The 15,843-nt window shown below is 61.3% G+C and carries 15 protein-coding genes; 8 read left to right on the top strand and 7 right to left on the bottom strand.

The features are described from left to right. The first annotated feature begins 15 nt into the window (after window positions 1–15). From Q0072_RS08585 to Q0072_RS08575, 3 genes are all read left to right on the top strand, one after another. Window positions 16–1,275, top strand: coding sequence for a TCR/Tet family MFS transporter (locus tag Q0072_RS08585; RefSeq protein ID WP_298328534.1), 1,260 nt, complete (start codon window positions 16–18; stop codon window positions 1,273–1,275). Window positions 1,276–1,285: 10 nt separating this feature from the next. Beyond that, window positions 1,286–2,560, top strand: coding sequence for a TCR/Tet family MFS transporter (locus tag Q0072_RS08580; RefSeq protein ID WP_298328531.1), 1,275 nt, complete (start codon window positions 1,286–1,288; stop codon window positions 2,558–2,560). A 412-nt stretch (window positions 2,561–2,972) separates the two neighbouring features. Further along, the gene (locus tag Q0072_RS08575; RefSeq protein ID WP_298328528.1) at window positions 2,973–4,388 is read left to right on the top strand and encodes a Do family serine endopeptidase; all 1,416 of its coding nucleotides are present in this window, start codon (window positions 2,973–2,975) and stop codon (window positions 4,386–4,388) included. A 33-nt stretch (window positions 4,389–4,421) separates the two neighbouring features. On the opposite strand, the gene Q0072_RS08570 is transcribed toward Q0072_RS08575, so the two are convergent. From Q0072_RS08570 to Q0072_RS08555, 4 genes are all read right to left on the bottom strand, one after another. Beyond that, window positions 4,422–4,871 (bottom strand): DUF1003 domain-containing protein, encoded by a 450-nt coding sequence (locus Q0072_RS08570; RefSeq protein WP_298328525.1) that lies wholly within the window; start codon window positions 4,869–4,871, stop codon window positions 4,422–4,424. Then, window positions 4,868–5,437, bottom strand: a complete 570-nt coding sequence (locus Q0072_RS08565) for a demethoxyubiquinone hydroxylase family protein (protein WP_298328522.1) — start codon at window positions 5,435–5,437, stop codon at window positions 4,868–4,870. The genes Q0072_RS08570 and Q0072_RS08565 overlap by 4 nt, the downstream gene beginning before the upstream one ends. Before the next feature lie 11 nt (window positions 5,438–5,448). Then, entirely contained in the window at window positions 5,449–5,991 is a 543-nt protein-coding gene (locus tag Q0072_RS08560) for a disulfide bond formation protein B (protein ID WP_126422914.1), read from the bottom strand. Between the two features lie 216 nt (window positions 5,992–6,207). Next, window positions 6,208–6,786, bottom strand: a complete 579-nt coding sequence (locus Q0072_RS08555) for a YqaA family protein (protein ID WP_298328519.1) — start codon at window positions 6,784–6,786, stop codon at window positions 6,208–6,210. A gap of 236 nt (window positions 6,787–7,022) precedes the next feature. Here Q0072_RS08555 and Q0072_RS08550 point away from each other — a divergent pair, with 236 nt between their 5' ends. From Q0072_RS08550 to Q0072_RS08540, 3 genes are all read left to right on the top strand, one after another. After that, window positions 7,023–7,484 (top strand): MarR family winged helix-turn-helix transcriptional regulator, encoded by a 462-nt coding sequence (locus Q0072_RS08550; RefSeq protein ID WP_290796534.1) that lies wholly within the window; start codon window positions 7,023–7,025, stop codon window positions 7,482–7,484. Between the two features lie 372 nt (window positions 7,485–7,856). Further along, window positions 7,857–8,633, top strand: a complete 777-nt coding sequence (locus tag Q0072_RS08545) for a hypothetical protein (RefSeq protein WP_298328512.1) — start codon at window positions 7,857–7,859, stop codon at window positions 8,631–8,633. Further along, the gene (locus Q0072_RS08540; protein WP_298328509.1) at window positions 8,630–9,436 is read left to right on the top strand and encodes a hypothetical protein; all 807 of its coding nucleotides are present in this window, start codon (window positions 8,630–8,632) and stop codon (window positions 9,434–9,436) included. Before Q0072_RS08545 ends, Q0072_RS08540 begins: the two co-directional genes overlap by 4 nt. On the opposite strand, the gene Q0072_RS08535 is transcribed toward Q0072_RS08540, so the two are convergent. The 3 genes from Q0072_RS08535 to Q0072_RS08525 all read right to left on the bottom strand — a co-directional run bounded on the left by Q0072_RS08535 (window position 9,433) and on the right by Q0072_RS08525 (window position 12,457). Then, the gene (locus Q0072_RS08535) at window positions 9,433–9,957 is read right to left on the bottom strand and encodes a hypothetical protein (protein ID WP_298328507.1); all 525 of its coding nucleotides are present in this window, start codon (window positions 9,955–9,957) and stop codon (window positions 9,433–9,435) included. The genes Q0072_RS08540 and Q0072_RS08535 overlap by 4 nt on opposite strands. A 231-nt stretch (window positions 9,958–10,188) precedes the next feature. Further along, window positions 10,189–11,856 (bottom strand): energy-dependent translational throttle protein EttA, encoded by a 1,668-nt coding sequence (gene ettA / locus Q0072_RS08530; RefSeq protein WP_298328505.1) that lies wholly within the window; start codon window positions 11,854–11,856, stop codon window positions 10,189–10,191. 112 nt (window positions 11,857–11,968) lie between these two features. Then, window positions 11,969–12,457 (bottom strand): GAF domain-containing protein, encoded by a 489-nt coding sequence (locus Q0072_RS08525; protein ID WP_298328503.1) that lies wholly within the window; start codon window positions 12,455–12,457, stop codon window positions 11,969–11,971. Between the two features lie 348 nt (window positions 12,458–12,805). Between Q0072_RS08525 and Q0072_RS08520 the strand changes: the two genes are divergently transcribed. Beyond that, complete coding sequence (locus Q0072_RS08520; RefSeq protein ID WP_298328500.1) at window positions 12,806–14,404, top strand: tetratricopeptide repeat protein; 1,599 nt, start codon at window positions 12,806–12,808, stop codon at window positions 14,402–14,404. Window positions 14,405–14,415: 11 nt separating this feature from the next. Beyond that, complete coding sequence (locus tag Q0072_RS08515) at window positions 14,416–15,735, top strand: hypothetical protein (RefSeq protein WP_298328497.1); 1,320 nt, start codon at window positions 14,416–14,418, stop codon at window positions 15,733–15,735. Window positions 15,736–15,843 lie beyond the last annotated feature (108 nt).

Raw genomic sequence — 15,843 nt, 5'->3', positions numbered from 1 at the left:
CTGCAAGGCTGGAACGTGAGCGGAATCCCAGAACTGTCGCGCCCTCATAAGGCGGCGGTCCCGTTTATCTTTGTCACCATCTGCCTCGATATTGTGGCGCTGGGGCTGATTATTCCCGTGACGCCCGCCCTGATCGCGGACTGTGTCGGTGACGTCTCGGCCGCCGGTTACTGGGTGGGGCTGTTCGGCTCGCTGTGGGGCGTAATGCAGTTCATCTCCTCGCCGATCGTCGGCGCGCTGTCCGACCGTTTCGGGCGGCGGCCCATTGTGCTTTTGTCGAATTTCGGTCTGGGCTTTGACTACCTGCTGATGGCCATGGCGCCGGGGCTGGGCTGGCTGCTTCTGGGGCGGCTGATCAATGGCATCACCTCGGCCAGTATTTCCACCGCCTATGCCTATATTTCCGATGTCACCCAGCCGGAAAACCGCGCCAAGTATTTCGGCATGATGGGGGCGGCCTTTGGTTTGGGCTTCGTTCTGGGGCCGCTGCTGGGCGGTGTGCTGGGCGATGTCGATCCGCGCCTGCCGTTTTATGTGGCGGCGGGCCTAAGTCTGCTGAACTTCTGCTACGGCCTGTTTGTCCTGCCCGAATCGCTGCCGCCGGAAAGCCGCAAGCCGTTTTCCTTCCGTTCGGCCAACCCCCTGGGCGCACTGGCCTTCCTCAGCCGTAATGGCGACCTGCTGCGCCTGTCTCTGATCAATCTGACAGTCAATTTCGCGCATCAGGTCCTGCCGACCACCTTCGTCCTCTATGCCGCCCTGCGCTTTGGCTGGGGCCCCAAGGAGGTGGGCTGGACGCTGGCGGCGGTGGGCGTGTGCAGCGCCGTTGTGCAGGCGGGTCTGACCGGGCGCGTCGTCAAAGCCATTGGCGAAAAGAAGGCCATGCTGGTCGGCCTGAGTTTCGGCGTCATTGGCTTCCTCGGTTACGGCCTCGCCCCCACCTGGCAGGCCTATGTGGTGTTTATCCCCCTGATGAGTCTGTGGGGCCTGACCGGTCCGGCGGCGCAGGCCCTGATGACCTCCAAGGTCGCGCCGCAGGAACAAGGGACCCTGCAAGGGGCCAATATGAGCCTGATGTCGGCGGCGGGTATTTTCGCGCCCCTGACCTTCGGGGCGGTGTTTGCCGTGGCCTCGACCCACGGGCCGGTGACCGCGGGCGCGCCCTTTGTGCTGGCGGCGGCCATTCTGGGCATCGCCCTCCTGATCGCGGCCGGCGTCAAGGCCGCCATCCGACACAGCGGCAACGGCGCGCCGCCGTCCGGCCCCGTACACTGACCGAGGCGACATGGGGGGCGTGAAAGCACATCTCAAACCGGGGGTGATGTTCATCTTCATCACCGTCTGTCTCGACATGATGGCGCTGGGGCTGGCCATTCCGGTCCTGCCGCGCCTGATCGAAACCTTTGTCGGCTCGGTGACAGCCGCGAGTTGGTGGAGCGGCGTGTTCAACTCGCTTTGGGGCTTCACGCAGTTCGTCTGCTCGCCCATACTGGGGTCGCTGTCCGACCGCTTCGGCCGCCGGCCGATTATCCTGATGTCCAATCTGGGGCTGGCGCTCGACTATCTGATCATGGCGCTGAGCGGCAATCTTATATGGTTGCTCATCGGGCGACTGCTCAATGGCGTCACCTCGTCCTCGATCACCACGGCCTATGCCTATATCAGCGACATTTCCGAGCCGGACGAACGCGCGCAGATGTACGGCTATATTGGCGCAGCCTTTGGCGTCGGTTTCGTCATGGGCCCGGCGCTGGGCGGCATGCTGGGGCATATCGACCTGAGGCTGCCCTTCTGGGTGGCGGGGGGCCTCAGCCTGCTCAATGCCCTCTATGGCGCGCTGGTCCTGCCGGAATCGCTCGACAAGGACCACCGCAAGCCATTCAGCCTGAAAAGCGCCAATCCCATCGGCTCGATCCTCTTCCTGTGGCAGGCCAAAAGCGTAATGCGCCTGGCCCTGATCAGCATGGTGTCGAACTTCGCCCACCACGTCATACCGGCGACCTTCGTGCTGTATGCCAGTTACCGTCTGGGTTGGGGCGGACGCGAGGTCGGGCTGGCCATGGCCTATTACGCCGTGTGGGCGGTGATCGTGCAGGGGGGGCTGACCGGTATGGTCGTCAAACGCATCGGTGAAAAGGCGACGCTGGTTATCGGCCTGTTGTGCGGCGTCGTGGGCTTTATGAGCTATGGCTACCATACCGACTGGCGCGTATTTCTGATCACCATTCCGATCATGAGCTGCTGGGGCATGACCAATGCGGCCCTGCAATCGCTGATGACGACGCGGGTCGGCACGAGCGATCAGGGCCTGCTGCAAGGGGCGGTCAACAGTCTGATGTCGCTGTCGGGCATTATTGCGCCGTTTGTCTTTGGCTATATCCTGTCGGTGATGACCCGACCGGGCGTGGATAAGGTGTGGTCGGGCGCGGCTTTCTTCTCGGCGGCTGTGGTGCTGCTCGTGGCCTTCCTGATGGCGCTGGGGGTGCGCGACCGCTCAAAGGATGAGCCGGTGCCGGAGGTGTCCAAGCCGGTGCACCACGACCATGAGCCGTTGTTCTGAGGGTTTAGCCACGAAAAACACGAAAAGCACGAACGCCAGACACCCGTCTTTTGCCCGGTTTACCTCACGCGCTTCTAGGGCGAGATGATTTAAGTGGAAACAGCGTTCCAGTATAGCGCCTCCCCTGATTTCAGGGGAGGGTGGCCCGAAGGGCCGGGTGGGGTTAAAGCGACGGTAGTTAACCCCACCGTCTTTGACGCCTGAGCGGCGTCAAATCCACCTCCCCTGAAATCAGGGGAGGTGCTTGAATTACGATTTCATCAAAAGTCATACCGATCTAAAAGGCGCTTCGCGCCGTGGGCAAAACCTGTTCGTGCTTTTCGTGTTTTTGGTGGCCAAATCTTCCGGCCTTGAAGTCGCCATTTTGGTTTTTACATTAGTCCCTATGACGATAAGAGCCAAAGAGATCACCATGACCCTGAAATCCGCCCTGCTGGTGTCCGTTTGCGCCGTTCTGGCCGCCTGTTCACCGGGGGAGGGCAAGTCGCAGGACTATCAGGGCTTCAATCAGGCCCCGGCCCCCGCCACGCGCAAGGTGCCCGGCGATGCGGGTGCCATGAAGTCGTCCTTCTCGCCCGTGGTCAAACAGACGGCGCCCGCCGTGGTCAATGTCTATGCGCGGCGCGTGACGCGTCAGCAGGTCGATCCCTTCTGGCAGTTGTTCGGCGGCGGGGTGCCGCAGGCCCGCGTCGAGCAGTCGCTGGGTTCCGGCGTCATCGTGCGCGCCGACGGTATCGTGGTCACCAACAACCACGTGGTGCAGGGCGGTCAGGAATTCATGGTCGTGCTCAATGACCGCCGCGAATTCCCCGCCAAGGTACTGCTGGCCGATGAGCGCAGCGATCTGGCCATCCTGAAGCTCGACACCACGGGTCAAAAGTTCCCGACCATCAGCCTTCAGGAAGGCCACGACCTTGAGGTCGGCGATCTGGTGCTGGCCATCGGCAACCCGTTCGGCGTGGGGCAGACCGTCACCAACGGCATTATCTCGGCGCTGGACCGCACCGATGTGGGGCAGGGCGAGGGGGCCTTTATCCAGACCGACGCTGCGATCAACCCCGGTAATTCCGGCGGGGCGCTGGTCGATATGGACGGCCGCCTGATCGGTATTAATTCGTTTATCCTGTCGCGCTCAGGCTCATCGGCGGGCGTCGGCTTTGCCATCCCGGCGGCCATGGTGCGCCGCGCGGTCGATACGGCGTTGGGTGGTAAGTCCACGCTGGTCAGGCCTTGGCTGGGGGCCAAGGGCGACGGCATGACCACCGAAATCGCCCGCTCTCTGGGCCTGTCGCGCCCGGACGGCATTCTGGTGTCCGACGTCTATCCCGGCGGTCCGGCGGACAAGGCGGGCCTGAAGACCGGCGACGTCATCCTGGGCATCAATGGCGAGGCGGTCAATGACCCCAAGGCGCTGAACTACCGCGTCGGCCTGCTCAATCCCAATGACGCGGCGGCGCTGAAGGTGCTGCGCGCGGGCAAGGAACTGAGCCTGACGGCGCGCGTTACCCCGCCCAGCGGCGCACCCAAGGATCAGCGCGCCCTCAGCGGCAACTTCCCACTCAATGGGGCGACCGTCGTCAATCTGTCGCCGGCCGTGGCCGATGAGATCGGGCTCGATCCGTTTGCGGCGTCGAAGGGCGTGATGATCTATGCCCTGTCCGGGCGTTCCTACGCGGCGGCGGCAGGCTTCCGGCCGGGCGATATCGTCAAGGACGTCAATGGACAGGCCATCACCTCGACGGCGCAACTGGAGTCGGTGATGAAGTCGGCCCGCCGCTTCACCATCACCATTAGCCGCGGCGGCCAGAACATCACCGCGCAGTTTTGATGAACCGCTGCCCTTGCACGGCGAGGGCGGCGATCAGTCCCGTTTCGCCAGTTCGGCCCGCAGTGCACGGTTATCCTCGATCAACACCTCGACCAGCCCGATCAGCCGCGCCACGTCCTGTTCGCGCAGCAGGTCCACCTTTTCATGCAGACCGCAGATGTCTTCTTCGGCTTTGATATTGACGTGGTAGTCGGCGTCGGCCTTCTGACGGTCCACCTCGGCCTGACGGTTTTGCGACATCATGATGATGGGGGCGGTGAAGGCCGCCTGAAACGACAGGACCAGATTGAGCAGGATAAACGGATACGGGTCCCAGCCACGAATCCACGCCACGCTGTTGACCGCGATCCAGCCGAACAGCAGGATCGACTGAATGATGATAAAGCGCCACGATCCGACGATGGCGGCGATGCCGTCGGCTGCCCTGGCCCCCAGATTGCGCAGGTCTTCGGCGCGGTGCGGCGGCAGCGGGACGGGACTCATATCTTTTCGCTGATCCGGATGGCCAGCTTGCAGCCGCCTTTGATCACCGCCGACAGTAACGGATAGAAGGGGGCTTCGTGCGCGCCTTCTTCTATGGCGTGGTCGTGGTGGCGCAGCTCATCGTCACGGAATTGCGTCAGTTCGGCAGCCAGTTCCGGGTCGCGGGCCTGGGTTTCGGCGATCTGTTCAGCGTAGTGTTCCGAGATGACGCTTTCGACCGCTTCGGTGCAGGCGTGAGCGGCTTTTTCACCCAAAAGCGCCGTCGCGGCCCCCAGCCCCAGCGCCGCCATGCGCCAAACGGGTGTCATGACGGTCGGGCGCACCTGATGGTCGCGCATCAGAGTTTCAAAGCGGTCGAGGTGCACCTGCTCCTCGCCCTCCATGCGTTTCAGATCGTCGCTGAGGGCCGCGTGGGGCGTGGCGGCAAACACAGCGGCCTGCGCGCGATAGATATGCACGGCCGCCAGCTCACCGGCGTGATCGACGCGCAGGATTTCGTGCAGGCGGCGCTGACGCTCGCCCGCGCCGGGCTTGGGAGGGGTTTGACGGAGCGCGGCTTCGGTCATGGTCGGGCCTCTCAGGCTTCACTCGCCTGACGCTGCGACAGGCGGTAATAGAGTTGCAGGCGCAAAGACGCTATCAGGCTGAGGATCGCCAGCGCGCCGGAAATGATGGCGTTCCACCCTGCCATACTCAGGCCCAGAAAGCGCCACGCCACAATGTCGCACTGCGGGGCCTTGAACTTGCCGCCGGACAGCATGGCGGCGATGGAATCAATCGACACCTCATCCGACACGCCGGTGCAGGTGGCCGGCAGAGCCCACCACTTTTCTTCGCCGCCCATGTGGAAGATGGCGATGGCGCAGCCGGTGGCAAAGATAGCAAACAACACAAAGGAAAAGACGCGCGGCGGGCCCTTGGCCCCCGTAAACACCGCCCATACCGTGGCCGCCAGCGACACGCCGACGGCGATCCAGTAGATGTCGCGCTGCTTCAGGCACAGATGGCAGGGATTGAGATTGCCGAACGTCTGAAAGGCGTGCGCCGCGCCCAGAAGGCACAAGGCGCTGATCAGGGCGATGACCGACCACCAGCGGCTAAAAAACAGCACAGCTTTCATCACAATCGGTCACCTCTGGTTACGCCAAGCCATCGCACCTTAAATGCTTCGCACGACCGGGGCAATCGGCTGTGTGAGGGGTTTATAGCGGAATGATTTCTATAATCATTCCGCTCAAGCCGCCATTGAGGCGGCGGCCAAGGTGACGCAAGCCACCGCCCGGCGAGGGGCTAACAAAATCTGGATCATTATGTTTCTACCAGAAACCATAATGATCTAATGCATGAATTTGACGGCGACGATCCCCAGCACGATCACGGCCACCCCGACGATCGCCACCAGATTGATACGCTTTTCGATCAGTTCGCGCGCCTGCGGGCCAAAACGCTTGAGCAGGAAGGCCGTCAGATAAAACCGCGCGCCGCGGGTGATGACGCAGCAGATGAAGAAAATCGCCAGATTGAGCTGACCCATGCCCGACGCAATGGTCACCAGCTTGAACGGAATAGGCGTCAGGCCCTTGATCAGGATGGCCCACGCCCCCCATTCCTGAATAATGGCGTGAAAGCTGTTGAGATTGCCCGAATAGCCGAACAACCCTAGAATCTTGAGCCCGATGTCGGCCAGATAATAGCCAATCGCATAGCCGAATAGCCCCCCCAGCACAGACGCCACGGTACAGATAAAGGCCAGACGATAGGCCTTTTCCGGCTTGGCCAGCGCCATAGGGGCCAGCATCACGTCGGGCGGAATGGGGAAGAAAGAGCTTTCGGCAAACGAAATCGCGGCCAGAACTTTTTCAGCATTGGGACGGGCCGCCTGTTTCAGGGTCCAGTCGTACAGCGGGCGCAGCAAGGGATAAATCCGTAACTAAAAAGATATTTCTGCCGCCATAACAGCTTGCACGGGGCTTGTCGCCTCACACCCTGTTGCGGCGCGAAATAAATAAAGAGCGTGCTCCCTGCGCCGCTACCGTGTCGAAAACAAGGCCGCCGCGCATTAGTCGGGGTTTATGACGAATTAAAAAATTCTCATTTGTATTTATGACATTAAAACGGCAATAGCAGAGTTACCTTTTGAGAGGATGTCCGATGCCCTATAGCAAGCTGTCGCTCGATAATTACCTGCCTTATCGCCTGTCTGTGGCCTCCAACGCGGTATCGGGGCTGATTTCGACGGCCTATGACAGTCTCTATGGTCTGAAGATTCCCGAATGGCGGTTGATCTGGGTACTGAATGAAGACGGCCCCTCGACCCAGCAGGCGCTGGTCAAGCGCACCGGCATGGACAAGGTGACCATTTCGCGCGCCGCTCAGGCCCTGGCCAAGCGCCGCCTGATCACCCGCGCGCCGCACGAACACGATGGCCGTTCGCACCACCTCATCCTGACGCCGGAAGGTCAGCGCCTGTTCAACGACGTCGCCCCGTCGGCGGTGGAGTTTGAAAAGGAAGTGCTGGCCAATCTCAGCGTCGAAGAGATCGAACTGATGAAGGACCTGTTGCGCCGCATCGAAGACGCCGCCACTAAGACTCAGGGCCGCAGCGCGCGCTAAGCTAAGGCGACGCATTAACGGTTGCCATCTTCCTCCTCCCCATATTATGGGGAGGTGCCGAGTTTACGAGGCGGAGGGGTATCTTACGGACGGTAATACCCCTCCGTCAGCGTCGCTTCGCTCGCTGCCACCTCCCCACGGAGTGGGGAGGAGAAAAGAACCGGATTAAATCTTAAATCGTCACCGCAGCCTAAAGCCGAACGATTCCATCAAAATCATTCCGCTTCATGACGAATGCACAGGGCTCATCCTTTCGGGGGTGAGCCCTTTTTGCAGCGACATCGTGAATTCGATCTACCCCGCTGGTGCAAAGCGTGGCAATCTGTTAACCCTTTGGCACGTTAACCACTTTGGGGGAGGTTTTCAGGGTTCATGCGCTACACCGGGGACGATTACGCCACGCCGCCGGACGGCTTTTATGACCCCAGCCTGTGGGACACGCTGGTGCGCCTGTGGTATAGCGGCGGCCTGCTGTGGATGATCGGCATTGCCTTCTGCGTGCTGATGCTCATTGCGGGCCTGATCGTCGGGGCCCGTCGCCGGACAGGGTTGCCGCCGGCACTCAATCGCAATGTCGATGCGCTGGGGGCGGTGATCGGTGACGCCGTGCGCGGTTCAGCGGCCGATGTGCGCGACAAATCGCACGCCGCTATCGACGCCAATCAGGACGTTTTCGGCCATACGAGCGAGCTGATGGACCTTATCGGCAAGCACCACGCAGCGCTGAACAAGGCCAACAGCGCCGTCAAGGAGGTCGAGCCGGACAAGAAGCCGGAGGCGGCCAAGGGGGGCGTGAGTGGCATGTCGGGCGGCACGGTCATCAATATTGCTGTCAATAATGGTCAGCCGGGTGTGGCGGAACCGGGGGCGACAGCGGCACCCGGAGCGGTAGCCGCGGTCGGTGGTGAGGTTGTGGGCCTGCCCAAGGCCGAAGAGACAAAGGCCGCCAAGCCGGGCTTTGATACCACGACCAAGGTGTGGCTGGCCCTGCAAAAGCTGGCCGCGCCGTGGCGGGACCTCGGCCTGATGCGCGAACACTATGCGGCGGTGTTCCGGCAACTGACGACGGCGGAATGGCGCGACCCGCGCACCCTTTATGGGGGAGGTGAGCCCGGTGCCGAAGCGACCCGTCCGAGGTGGCAGAGATGAGATATTCGGACGCGCCTGAGGATTTCGGCGATCCCTTCGGGGAAGGCCCGCGCGCGGTGGCGACCATCGTGCTCGACGGTCATACGCTGATGCTTCTGCTGGGCTTTCTGATCGCGGGTGTGGTGGTGTTTGCCCTGACCGTATGGCTGTCGGGGCAGTTATCAAAGGCCGGGCAACAGGCGCGTTATCGCGCCTCGGCCAGGGCGATCTACGACAGTGTGCGCTACAGCCTGCATCTGGCGGTCAGCGCGTCGGGGGCCTTGCAGCTTGAGCGGGCGCGCGAACTGTCGGCGGTGATCGAGGCGAAGCTGGGGACGCTGCTGGCGCTGAAAGACAAGACGGGCAAGCCGTTCGACGACCTCAAAAAGGCCCTGTCCGAGCCGGAGCCCGATCCAGAAAATCCCAAGAAAGACGCACCGGCCAAGGTCAAGGTCGATATGACCACGGACGAACACCGGGTGGCCGTGTGGCGCGCCTTACAGGACTTCCACGAGGCGTGGAAGGATGAGGCGCATATCCTCAACCTGCTCGAAGGGGCGCAGGCCGAACTGGGGCGCAACAGCGTAAGCTCGGCCTTCTTCCATAGCCGGGGCCTGATCGACCCGCGAAATCCGTGGGGTGGCGCGCCTGCGCCGAAGACACCCAGACCGGAAAAGAAAAAGGCGAAGACGAGCCAGCCGGAAGAACTGGTCGTGGTCACTGTCGCGGAAACGACGCCGCTGGGCCCGGATGATCTGCCGCCACCCGCGCCACGCCCGACCAAGGGCAAGCTGGCCAAGCACAAGCGCAATATGCTGGCTTAGGCTTTAGGCGCAGTAATTGGTGGGTTGAACCGTCGATAGAAGGTGAAGGCGAGCACCGTTAACCCACCCGCGAACCCGAACAAATAGCTTGTCGAATGCGCCCAGTACGCTGCGTTGAACGTTATATGTTTGTTTGAAGGGATAATTTCCCCCCAAGGTTCAGGGATGTTACCCATTGCAGTCAAGACGAGTGCCGCCCCGGACAGGCCAGCAACAAGAGCGGCGACAGCACTGACGCTCATCAGAATCAGAATTGGCCTGAGAAGTTGAATAAATGACAGTTTGTTTTTTGGACCTAAGCGTCCACAAGCCGCTAAAAGAATACCAAGTGGTAAGCCTACCCACCACGTAGCGATTATGCCCCAGCCGAGGGCCAGTAGAAATGGAGACTGGGTCGCAAAGATTGGAGGGTGCGCTATCGTGAAATACTCCACACACAAATGCGCCGTTACCATGTCATGCAGTATGCCGTAGCTCACAGCCGCAAACACTGAAAACCCGATGATTTTTATACTTTCCACGCAACCCTCATTTGGTTTCCTAAAGTCACTATAACGGGGTGATGTTAAACGGATTATTCATGCAATCACCTTCCCTAAAATCAGGGGAGCGCTATAGCGATACATTGATTAACGCTAATCATATCTATTTAACGACAAAACAAAACCGCCGGAGTTTGACACTCCGGCGGTTTATTCTGTTCCAACTCAAGGGTGCAGGGGCGGCTGCCCCTGCATTCTTTAACTTCCCGCTTATCTGGCGAACTTCTGGAACTTGATGCGCTTGGGGATCAGGCTGTCGGTGCCCAGGCGGCGCTTCTTGTCTTCTTCGTACATTTCGAAGTTGCCTTCGAACCATTCCACGTGGCTGTCGCCTTCGAAGGCGAGGATGTGGGTGGCCAGACGGTCGAGGAACCAGCGGTCGTGGCTGATGACCACGGCGCAGCCTGCGAAATCTTCCAGCGCCTCTTCGAGGGCCTGAAGCGTTTCGATATCGAGGTCGTTGGTCGGTTCGTCGAGCAGGATGACGTTACCGCCGGACGCCAGCGTCTTGGCGAGGTGGACGCGGTTGCGCTCACCGCCGGACAGCAGGCCGACCTTCTTTTGCTGATCGCCGCCCTTGAAGTTGAAGCCGCCGACATAGGCGCGCGAATTGATTTCGCGCTTGCCAACGATCATCACGTCGGTGCCGCCGGAAATGGCCTGCCAGACATTGTGATCGGGGTTGAGGTCGTCGCGCGACTGATCGACATAGGCGAGCTTGACGGTTTCACCCAGCTTGATCGTGCCGGCGTCGGGCTTTTCCTGACCGGTGATCAGCTTGAATAGGGTGGATTTACCGGCGCCGTTCGGGCCGATGACGCCGACAATGCCGTTGGGCGGCAGTTTGAAGCTCAGGTCTTTGAACAGCACCTTATCGCCGAATTCCTTTTCGAGGCCATTGACCTCGATGACCACGTTGCCGAGGCGCGGGCCGGGCGGGATCTGGATGGTGGCGTAGGTCTGGGCCTTGGTCGAATGTTCCTGTTCCTCGACCATGCGCTCATAGGCGGCCAAGCGGGCCTTCGACTTGGCCTGACGGGCCTTGGCGCCGGAACGCACCCAGTCCAGTTCGCGGGTGAGCGCGCGCTGACGGGCTTCGGATTCGGACTGCTCCTGCACGACGCGCTTTTGCTTCTGCTCCAGCCAGCCGGAATAGTTGCCTTCATAGGGCACGCCCTTGCCGCGGTCGAGTTCCAGCGTCCACTTGGTGACCTGATCGAGGAAGTAACGGTCGTGGGTGACGAGAATGACGCAGCCGGGGAAGTTTTCGAGGTGGTGCTGAAGCCAGGCGACCGATTCCGCATCGAGGTGGTTGGTCGGTTCGTCAAGCAGCAGCATGTCGGGCTTGGAGAGCAGCAAGCGAGCCAGCGCCACGCGGCGCTTTTCACCGCCTGACAGCCTGGTCACGCCGGACTCGTTCGGCGGGCAGCGCAGGGCGTCCATGGCCATTTCGATGCGGCTGTCGATGTCCCACAGGTCACCGGCGTCGATCTTTTCCTGAAGGGCGTTCATCTCCTCCATCAGCTCGTCGCTATATTCTTCGCCCATCAGGGCGGCGACTTCGTTGAAGCGATCGACGATCTTCTTTTCTTCGCACCAGTCGATGACGTTTTCCCAGACGGTTTTGGAGTCGTCGAGCTTAGGCTCCTGCTCCAGATAGCCCATCTTGGTGCCTTCGGCGGCGCGCGCCTCGCCCGAAAATTCCTTGTCGATGCCGGCCATGATCTTCAGCAGGGTGGACTTACCCGAACCGTTGACGCCGACGACGCCGATCTTGGCGTCCGAATAGAAGCTGAGCCAGATGTTTTCAAAGACCTTCTTACCGCCGGGGTAATGCTTGGTCAGGCCCTGCATCTGGAAAATATATTGTTGCGCCATGCGAGGAGGCACCCTTTGTTTCACATGTATGGAATGGTGCGGCGGGTTTAGCCGAGGGGGGGCAAAATCACAACCTGAAAATAGGGTTCAGGGCCGCGGCGGTGGGTTAGAGTTAAACCCCGAAAACCGCCTGCATCAGGTCTTCGAGTGCCACGCGGTCGGTGTCGTCAAACGCGCCGTAGCTTTCCGAATCGACGTCGAACACGGCAATCAGCTCGCCTGTGGCGTCGAACACCGGCACGACGATTTCGGAGTTGGAGCGGGAGTCGCAGGCAATATGCCCCGGAAAGGCGTGCACGTCCTCGACCACCTGCGTTTGGCGCTCACGCGCCGCCGCGCCGCACACACCGCGCCTGAAATCAATGCGCAGGCAGCCGAGCGTGCCCTGATAGGGGCCGACCACCAGCTCATCTATGCCCTGCGCCTTTTTGGTTTCGTCGACGACATAGAAGCCGGTCCAGAACCAGGTCTCAAAGGCCTGAGCGCCCAGACAGGCCACGGTCGCCATGCGCGCCACCCGATTGGGCTCAGAATCGAGCACCGACAGAATCTCTTTTTTAAGCGACTGATAGATTTCTTGTTTCTGTGACGCGGTAAGCATGGCGGACCTGTGCGGGGTGATTTTTCGCCTGAGGGGCGAAATCATAAAGGGCGGATGTGGATTTTGACTCCGGGGCAGGGAAAAGTGTCCCGGAATGGGCGGCTCTTAACACTTTTCTCTGGCCAAGGCGCGGAAATTAACGCTATCATAAGGGCGTTATACGGGGGTTGACGTACCGCTCAGGGGCTGGGTTTTTCCATCTGAGTTTCGTCAGGGTCCGCGACAATCCGGCAACGCTTTGCCGGTATCGCAAATGGACCGGATGGGGGCGCTTGACAGGTCGCACGATCCCTAACACAAGATTTGTTAACCATAATTTTGCCGGCATTTCTGTCGGGGCGATGCGTGATGTCAATTAGCGAAGACATGAGGTGCAACGGCGCCGGTGATAAGACCGCCCGTCGTACCGGCCGGAAGCTGATGAACCGTGTGCCCTTCCGCGCTGCGGCGGCGGTAATGCTGACGGCGGCGCTCAGCCTGCCCTTGACGGCCTGTGACGTATCAGTGGACTGGCTGGGCGGTGGTGGTGATGGGCCGCGCGGCGTCAGTGGCTGTCCGCGCCCGCCCATGGCCGATAATGGCGGGGCCGGCTTCAATGAGCAGGAGCGGGCGGTTCGCTATTTCCGCAAGCACGCCTTTGCCAACGACTTTTTCTCGCAGCTTGAACTGGCCAGCCGCTATATGGCGGAACGCGCGACGGACAAGAATCTCGAAGACCCGACCGAGGCGTCGGTGTGGCTGGTCATGGCCCTGACCAACCCCGAAGGCTTCGCGCCGATCAACCGCACGCTCAAAAACGGTCAGATGGCCTCGCGCTTTGACAAGTGCCGCGCGGTGGAACGCTCCGTCGCCTATCGCAAGCTGGAGACGCTTCTGGCGCGCATGGACAATTCCGAGCGCGACAAGGTGCGTGATCGCGTCATCTATATTCAGGCGCAACTGGGGGCGGATGGGTTTCGCACGCTGGGTCGCCTGTATGACGATCAGTACGGCCCGATGGGTGAGCCCGTTGATAACCGCGAAGCCGTGCGCGCCATGATGCGCAACCCCGTGGACGGCCGCCCGAACGTCATCAGCCTGTTCCCGCGCAACGATGTCGATGCCTATCTGTATAATTACAAGGCGGCGGAAACGGGTGATGTCGGGGCCTATGTGATGCTTAAGGACTTTGAAAAGTCCGCCCCCGAACGCAGCCGTTACGGGGCCTTTGTCGAGGCCAAGGCCAAGCGCTGGGTGTCGCCGTTTGAATTCTACCCGCCCGAAGCGCCCGCCGGGGGTGTGCCGCATTCGGACGAGAGCCGTCCGCGCACCGACGCCTATGAATATGCCCTGTCGCGTATGGATGAGCTGCCGTTTATCCATGTGTGGCGCGCGCTGGTCTATCTCGATCTGGCGCAGGGGTCGGCACCGGTTCAGCGCGTTAGCAGCGGGCCGGACAGCGACGGCAATCCGGGGCAGGAACGCTACCCCGTCGGCCCCAACGATGCCGACATCGCGCAGACGTCGGGTGGGTCGCGCCCGACCGAGGCCGTCTATTCGGCGAACCGGGTGCCGCCGCAGACCCTGTCGGCCCTGCGCGCCATACTGGGCCGCCCGGACGGCTCACGCATGACCAATCTGGACAAGGTACGCGCCATTCAGTTGGCGGCGACCAATGGTTCGTCGCAGGCGCAACTGGTGCTGGCCGTCATGTATTCCGAAGGGGTGGGCGTACCCACAGACTATGCCCGCGCCTACTACTGGTATCAGCAGGCCGAAAAGCAGGGCTCTGCTGAGGCGCGCTTTGCCATGTCCACCTATTTCGCCCTGGGCCTGAGCGGCGTTGCCGATCAGGACAAGGCGCAGGCGGTGGTGCTGCGTCTCGACTCGGCTCTGGCCGGGTTCCGTCCGTCGGCCTCGCGTCTGCAGGCCGTTCTCAACCAGATTTCGACCAATCCGGGGCGGTGAGGGAAATGACCATGCGCGCACTCGTCACCTTTGCCACTCATCTTGTTGTTGTTCTGGGGCTTGCGTTTGGCGGCGTGTCCGCCGCCTCGGCCCAGACGCAGACCAGCTATGGCGCCAGCTACAGCAACGGCTATAATGCGGCGCGCACCGAGGCCCTGACCCGGCCGTGCTTCGGCGTCCTGCTGGATGCGCAGCTCAAGACCTGCCACGGCAAATACTATAAGCCGCACAACCGCTATGGCTATTATGGCTCCAAATGGAGCGCGACCATCAATTGCGACACCGCGCGTCAGGCCTATATCGAAGACGTGGTGCGCCGGATGCGCCCCGGCGGCGTGCTGAAACTGGTGGCGCGCAATCGCTCCTGCGTGGCCAGCCTGATGATCAATCAATCCTTGACGATTGTCGGCGAAAGCAGCGACTCGCGCCTGCCGGTGCTGGTGGCCCCCGATGGCGAATCCTGCCTGCGCATCAATCCGCAGGCCAGCAAGGTGATACTGAAAAATATGCTGATCGCCTCGCGCCGCGGGGGGCAATCGGCCTGTATCTACAGCTCCGGTTCGGAACTGACGTTGCAAAATTCGACCGTGCGCTATGAGGGCGACTCCGCCGCGGTGCACGTGTCCGGCGGGCGTCTCAACCTGTTGTCTTCCTTTGTGGTGGCCAAGACCCGCACGGTCGCCGTCGCGGTCAATTCAGCGCAGCTTTATGCCGAACAGGCGGGCGTGACCTCCACGGCGGGCGGCCTCTATGCGGTGCTCAGCGGCGATTCGCAGATGACCGGTGTGACGGTGCAGCAACTGGCCGATTGGCGCGGGTTTGAACGCGGTGCCGGGGCGGTGGGCATGGAAGTCAAGCTGGATTCCGGTGACTCCATCCTGTCGATGGATGACATGCGCATCGAATTTTTCGCCTCGGCCCTGAGCCTGTCCGGCGGTGGCGAAGCCCTGCTGTCGCGCTCGCTTATCGACTATTCGGAACACGGCGTGACCTCCAGCCTCAATCGCCTGCGCGTCATCGACAACAAGATCCTCTCGAACGAAATCGCTATCAATATCGAGGACGGCACGGGCTTTATCGGTGGTAACCAGATCGCCCGGATTCGCACGGCCGGCATTCTGGCCTCCTCGCGCGGCGAAATCCGCGCCGTGGACAATCTGATCGACCCGTCGAACGAGCCGTGTCCGAAGCTGCAATGGGGCAATCTTGACCCGGCGCAACGCACCTGCACGCCGTGGTACAAGGGCTCGGAGTTTGATATCCCGGCCGACGCCACCCGCCAGTACATGTTTGCGGACTACTGGCCGCGTCTGCTGGTCACCTCGAAATAGGCTTCACCAGATTATTACCAAATTTTAACCCGGACTCCGGCGGGCGGACTCGACAGGTTAGCGAAAGCGCGGTCTAACAACGCTTCCTTTCTGTTGTAACCAACGGGT

It is taken from the genome of Asticcacaulis sp. (genome assembly GCF_027484505.1).
Lineage (GTDB): Bacteria > Pseudomonadota > Alphaproteobacteria > Caulobacterales > Caulobacteraceae > Asticcacaulis.
Note: the sequence above shows the minus strand (reverse complement) of the source record. Positions and strands in the feature narration are given on the sequence as shown.

What these genes read in the sequence shown, in the direction of transcription:
- Q0072_RS08580 (WP_298328531.1), top strand. Translation starts at nt 1,286, where the DNA reads ATGGGGGGCGTGAAAGCACATCTCAAACCGGGGGTGATGTTCATCTTC.
- Q0072_RS08575 (WP_298328528.1), top strand. Translation starts at nt 2,973, where the DNA reads ATGACCCTGAAATCCGCCCTGCTGGTGTCCGTTTGCGCCGTTCTGGCC.
- Q0072_RS08570 (WP_298328525.1), bottom strand. Translation starts at nt 4,871, where the DNA reads ATGAGTCCCGTCCCGCTGCCGCCGCACCGCGCCGAAGACCTGCGCAAT.
- Q0072_RS08565 (WP_298328522.1), bottom strand. Translation starts at nt 5,437, where the DNA reads ATGACCGAAGCCGCGCTCCGTCAAACCCCTCCCAAGCCCGGCGCGGGC.
- Q0072_RS08560 (WP_126422914.1), bottom strand. Translation starts at nt 5,991, where the DNA reads ATGAAAGCTGTGCTGTTTTTTAGCCGCTGGTGGTCGGTCATCGCCCTG.
- Q0072_RS08550 (WP_290796534.1), top strand. Translation starts at nt 7,023, where the DNA reads ATGCCCTATAGCAAGCTGTCGCTCGATAATTACCTGCCTTATCGCCTG.
- Q0072_RS08545 (WP_298328512.1), top strand. Translation starts at nt 7,857, where the DNA reads ATGCGCTACACCGGGGACGATTACGCCACGCCGCCGGACGGCTTTTAT.
- Q0072_RS08540 (WP_298328509.1), top strand. Translation starts at nt 8,630, where the DNA reads ATGAGATATTCGGACGCGCCTGAGGATTTCGGCGATCCCTTCGGGGAA.
- ettA (WP_298328505.1), bottom strand. Translation starts at nt 11,856, where the DNA reads ATGGCGCAACAATATATTTTCCAGATGCAGGGCCTGACCAAGCATTAC.
- Q0072_RS08525 (WP_298328503.1), bottom strand. Translation starts at nt 12,457, where the DNA reads ATGCTTACCGCGTCACAGAAACAAGAAATCTATCAGTCGCTTAAAAAA.
- Q0072_RS08520 (WP_298328500.1), top strand. Translation starts at nt 12,806, where the DNA reads ATGTCAATTAGCGAAGACATGAGGTGCAACGGCGCCGGTGATAAGACC.
- Q0072_RS08515 (WP_298328497.1), top strand. Translation starts at nt 14,416, where the DNA reads ATGCGCGCACTCGTCACCTTTGCCACTCATCTTGTTGTTGTTCTGGGG.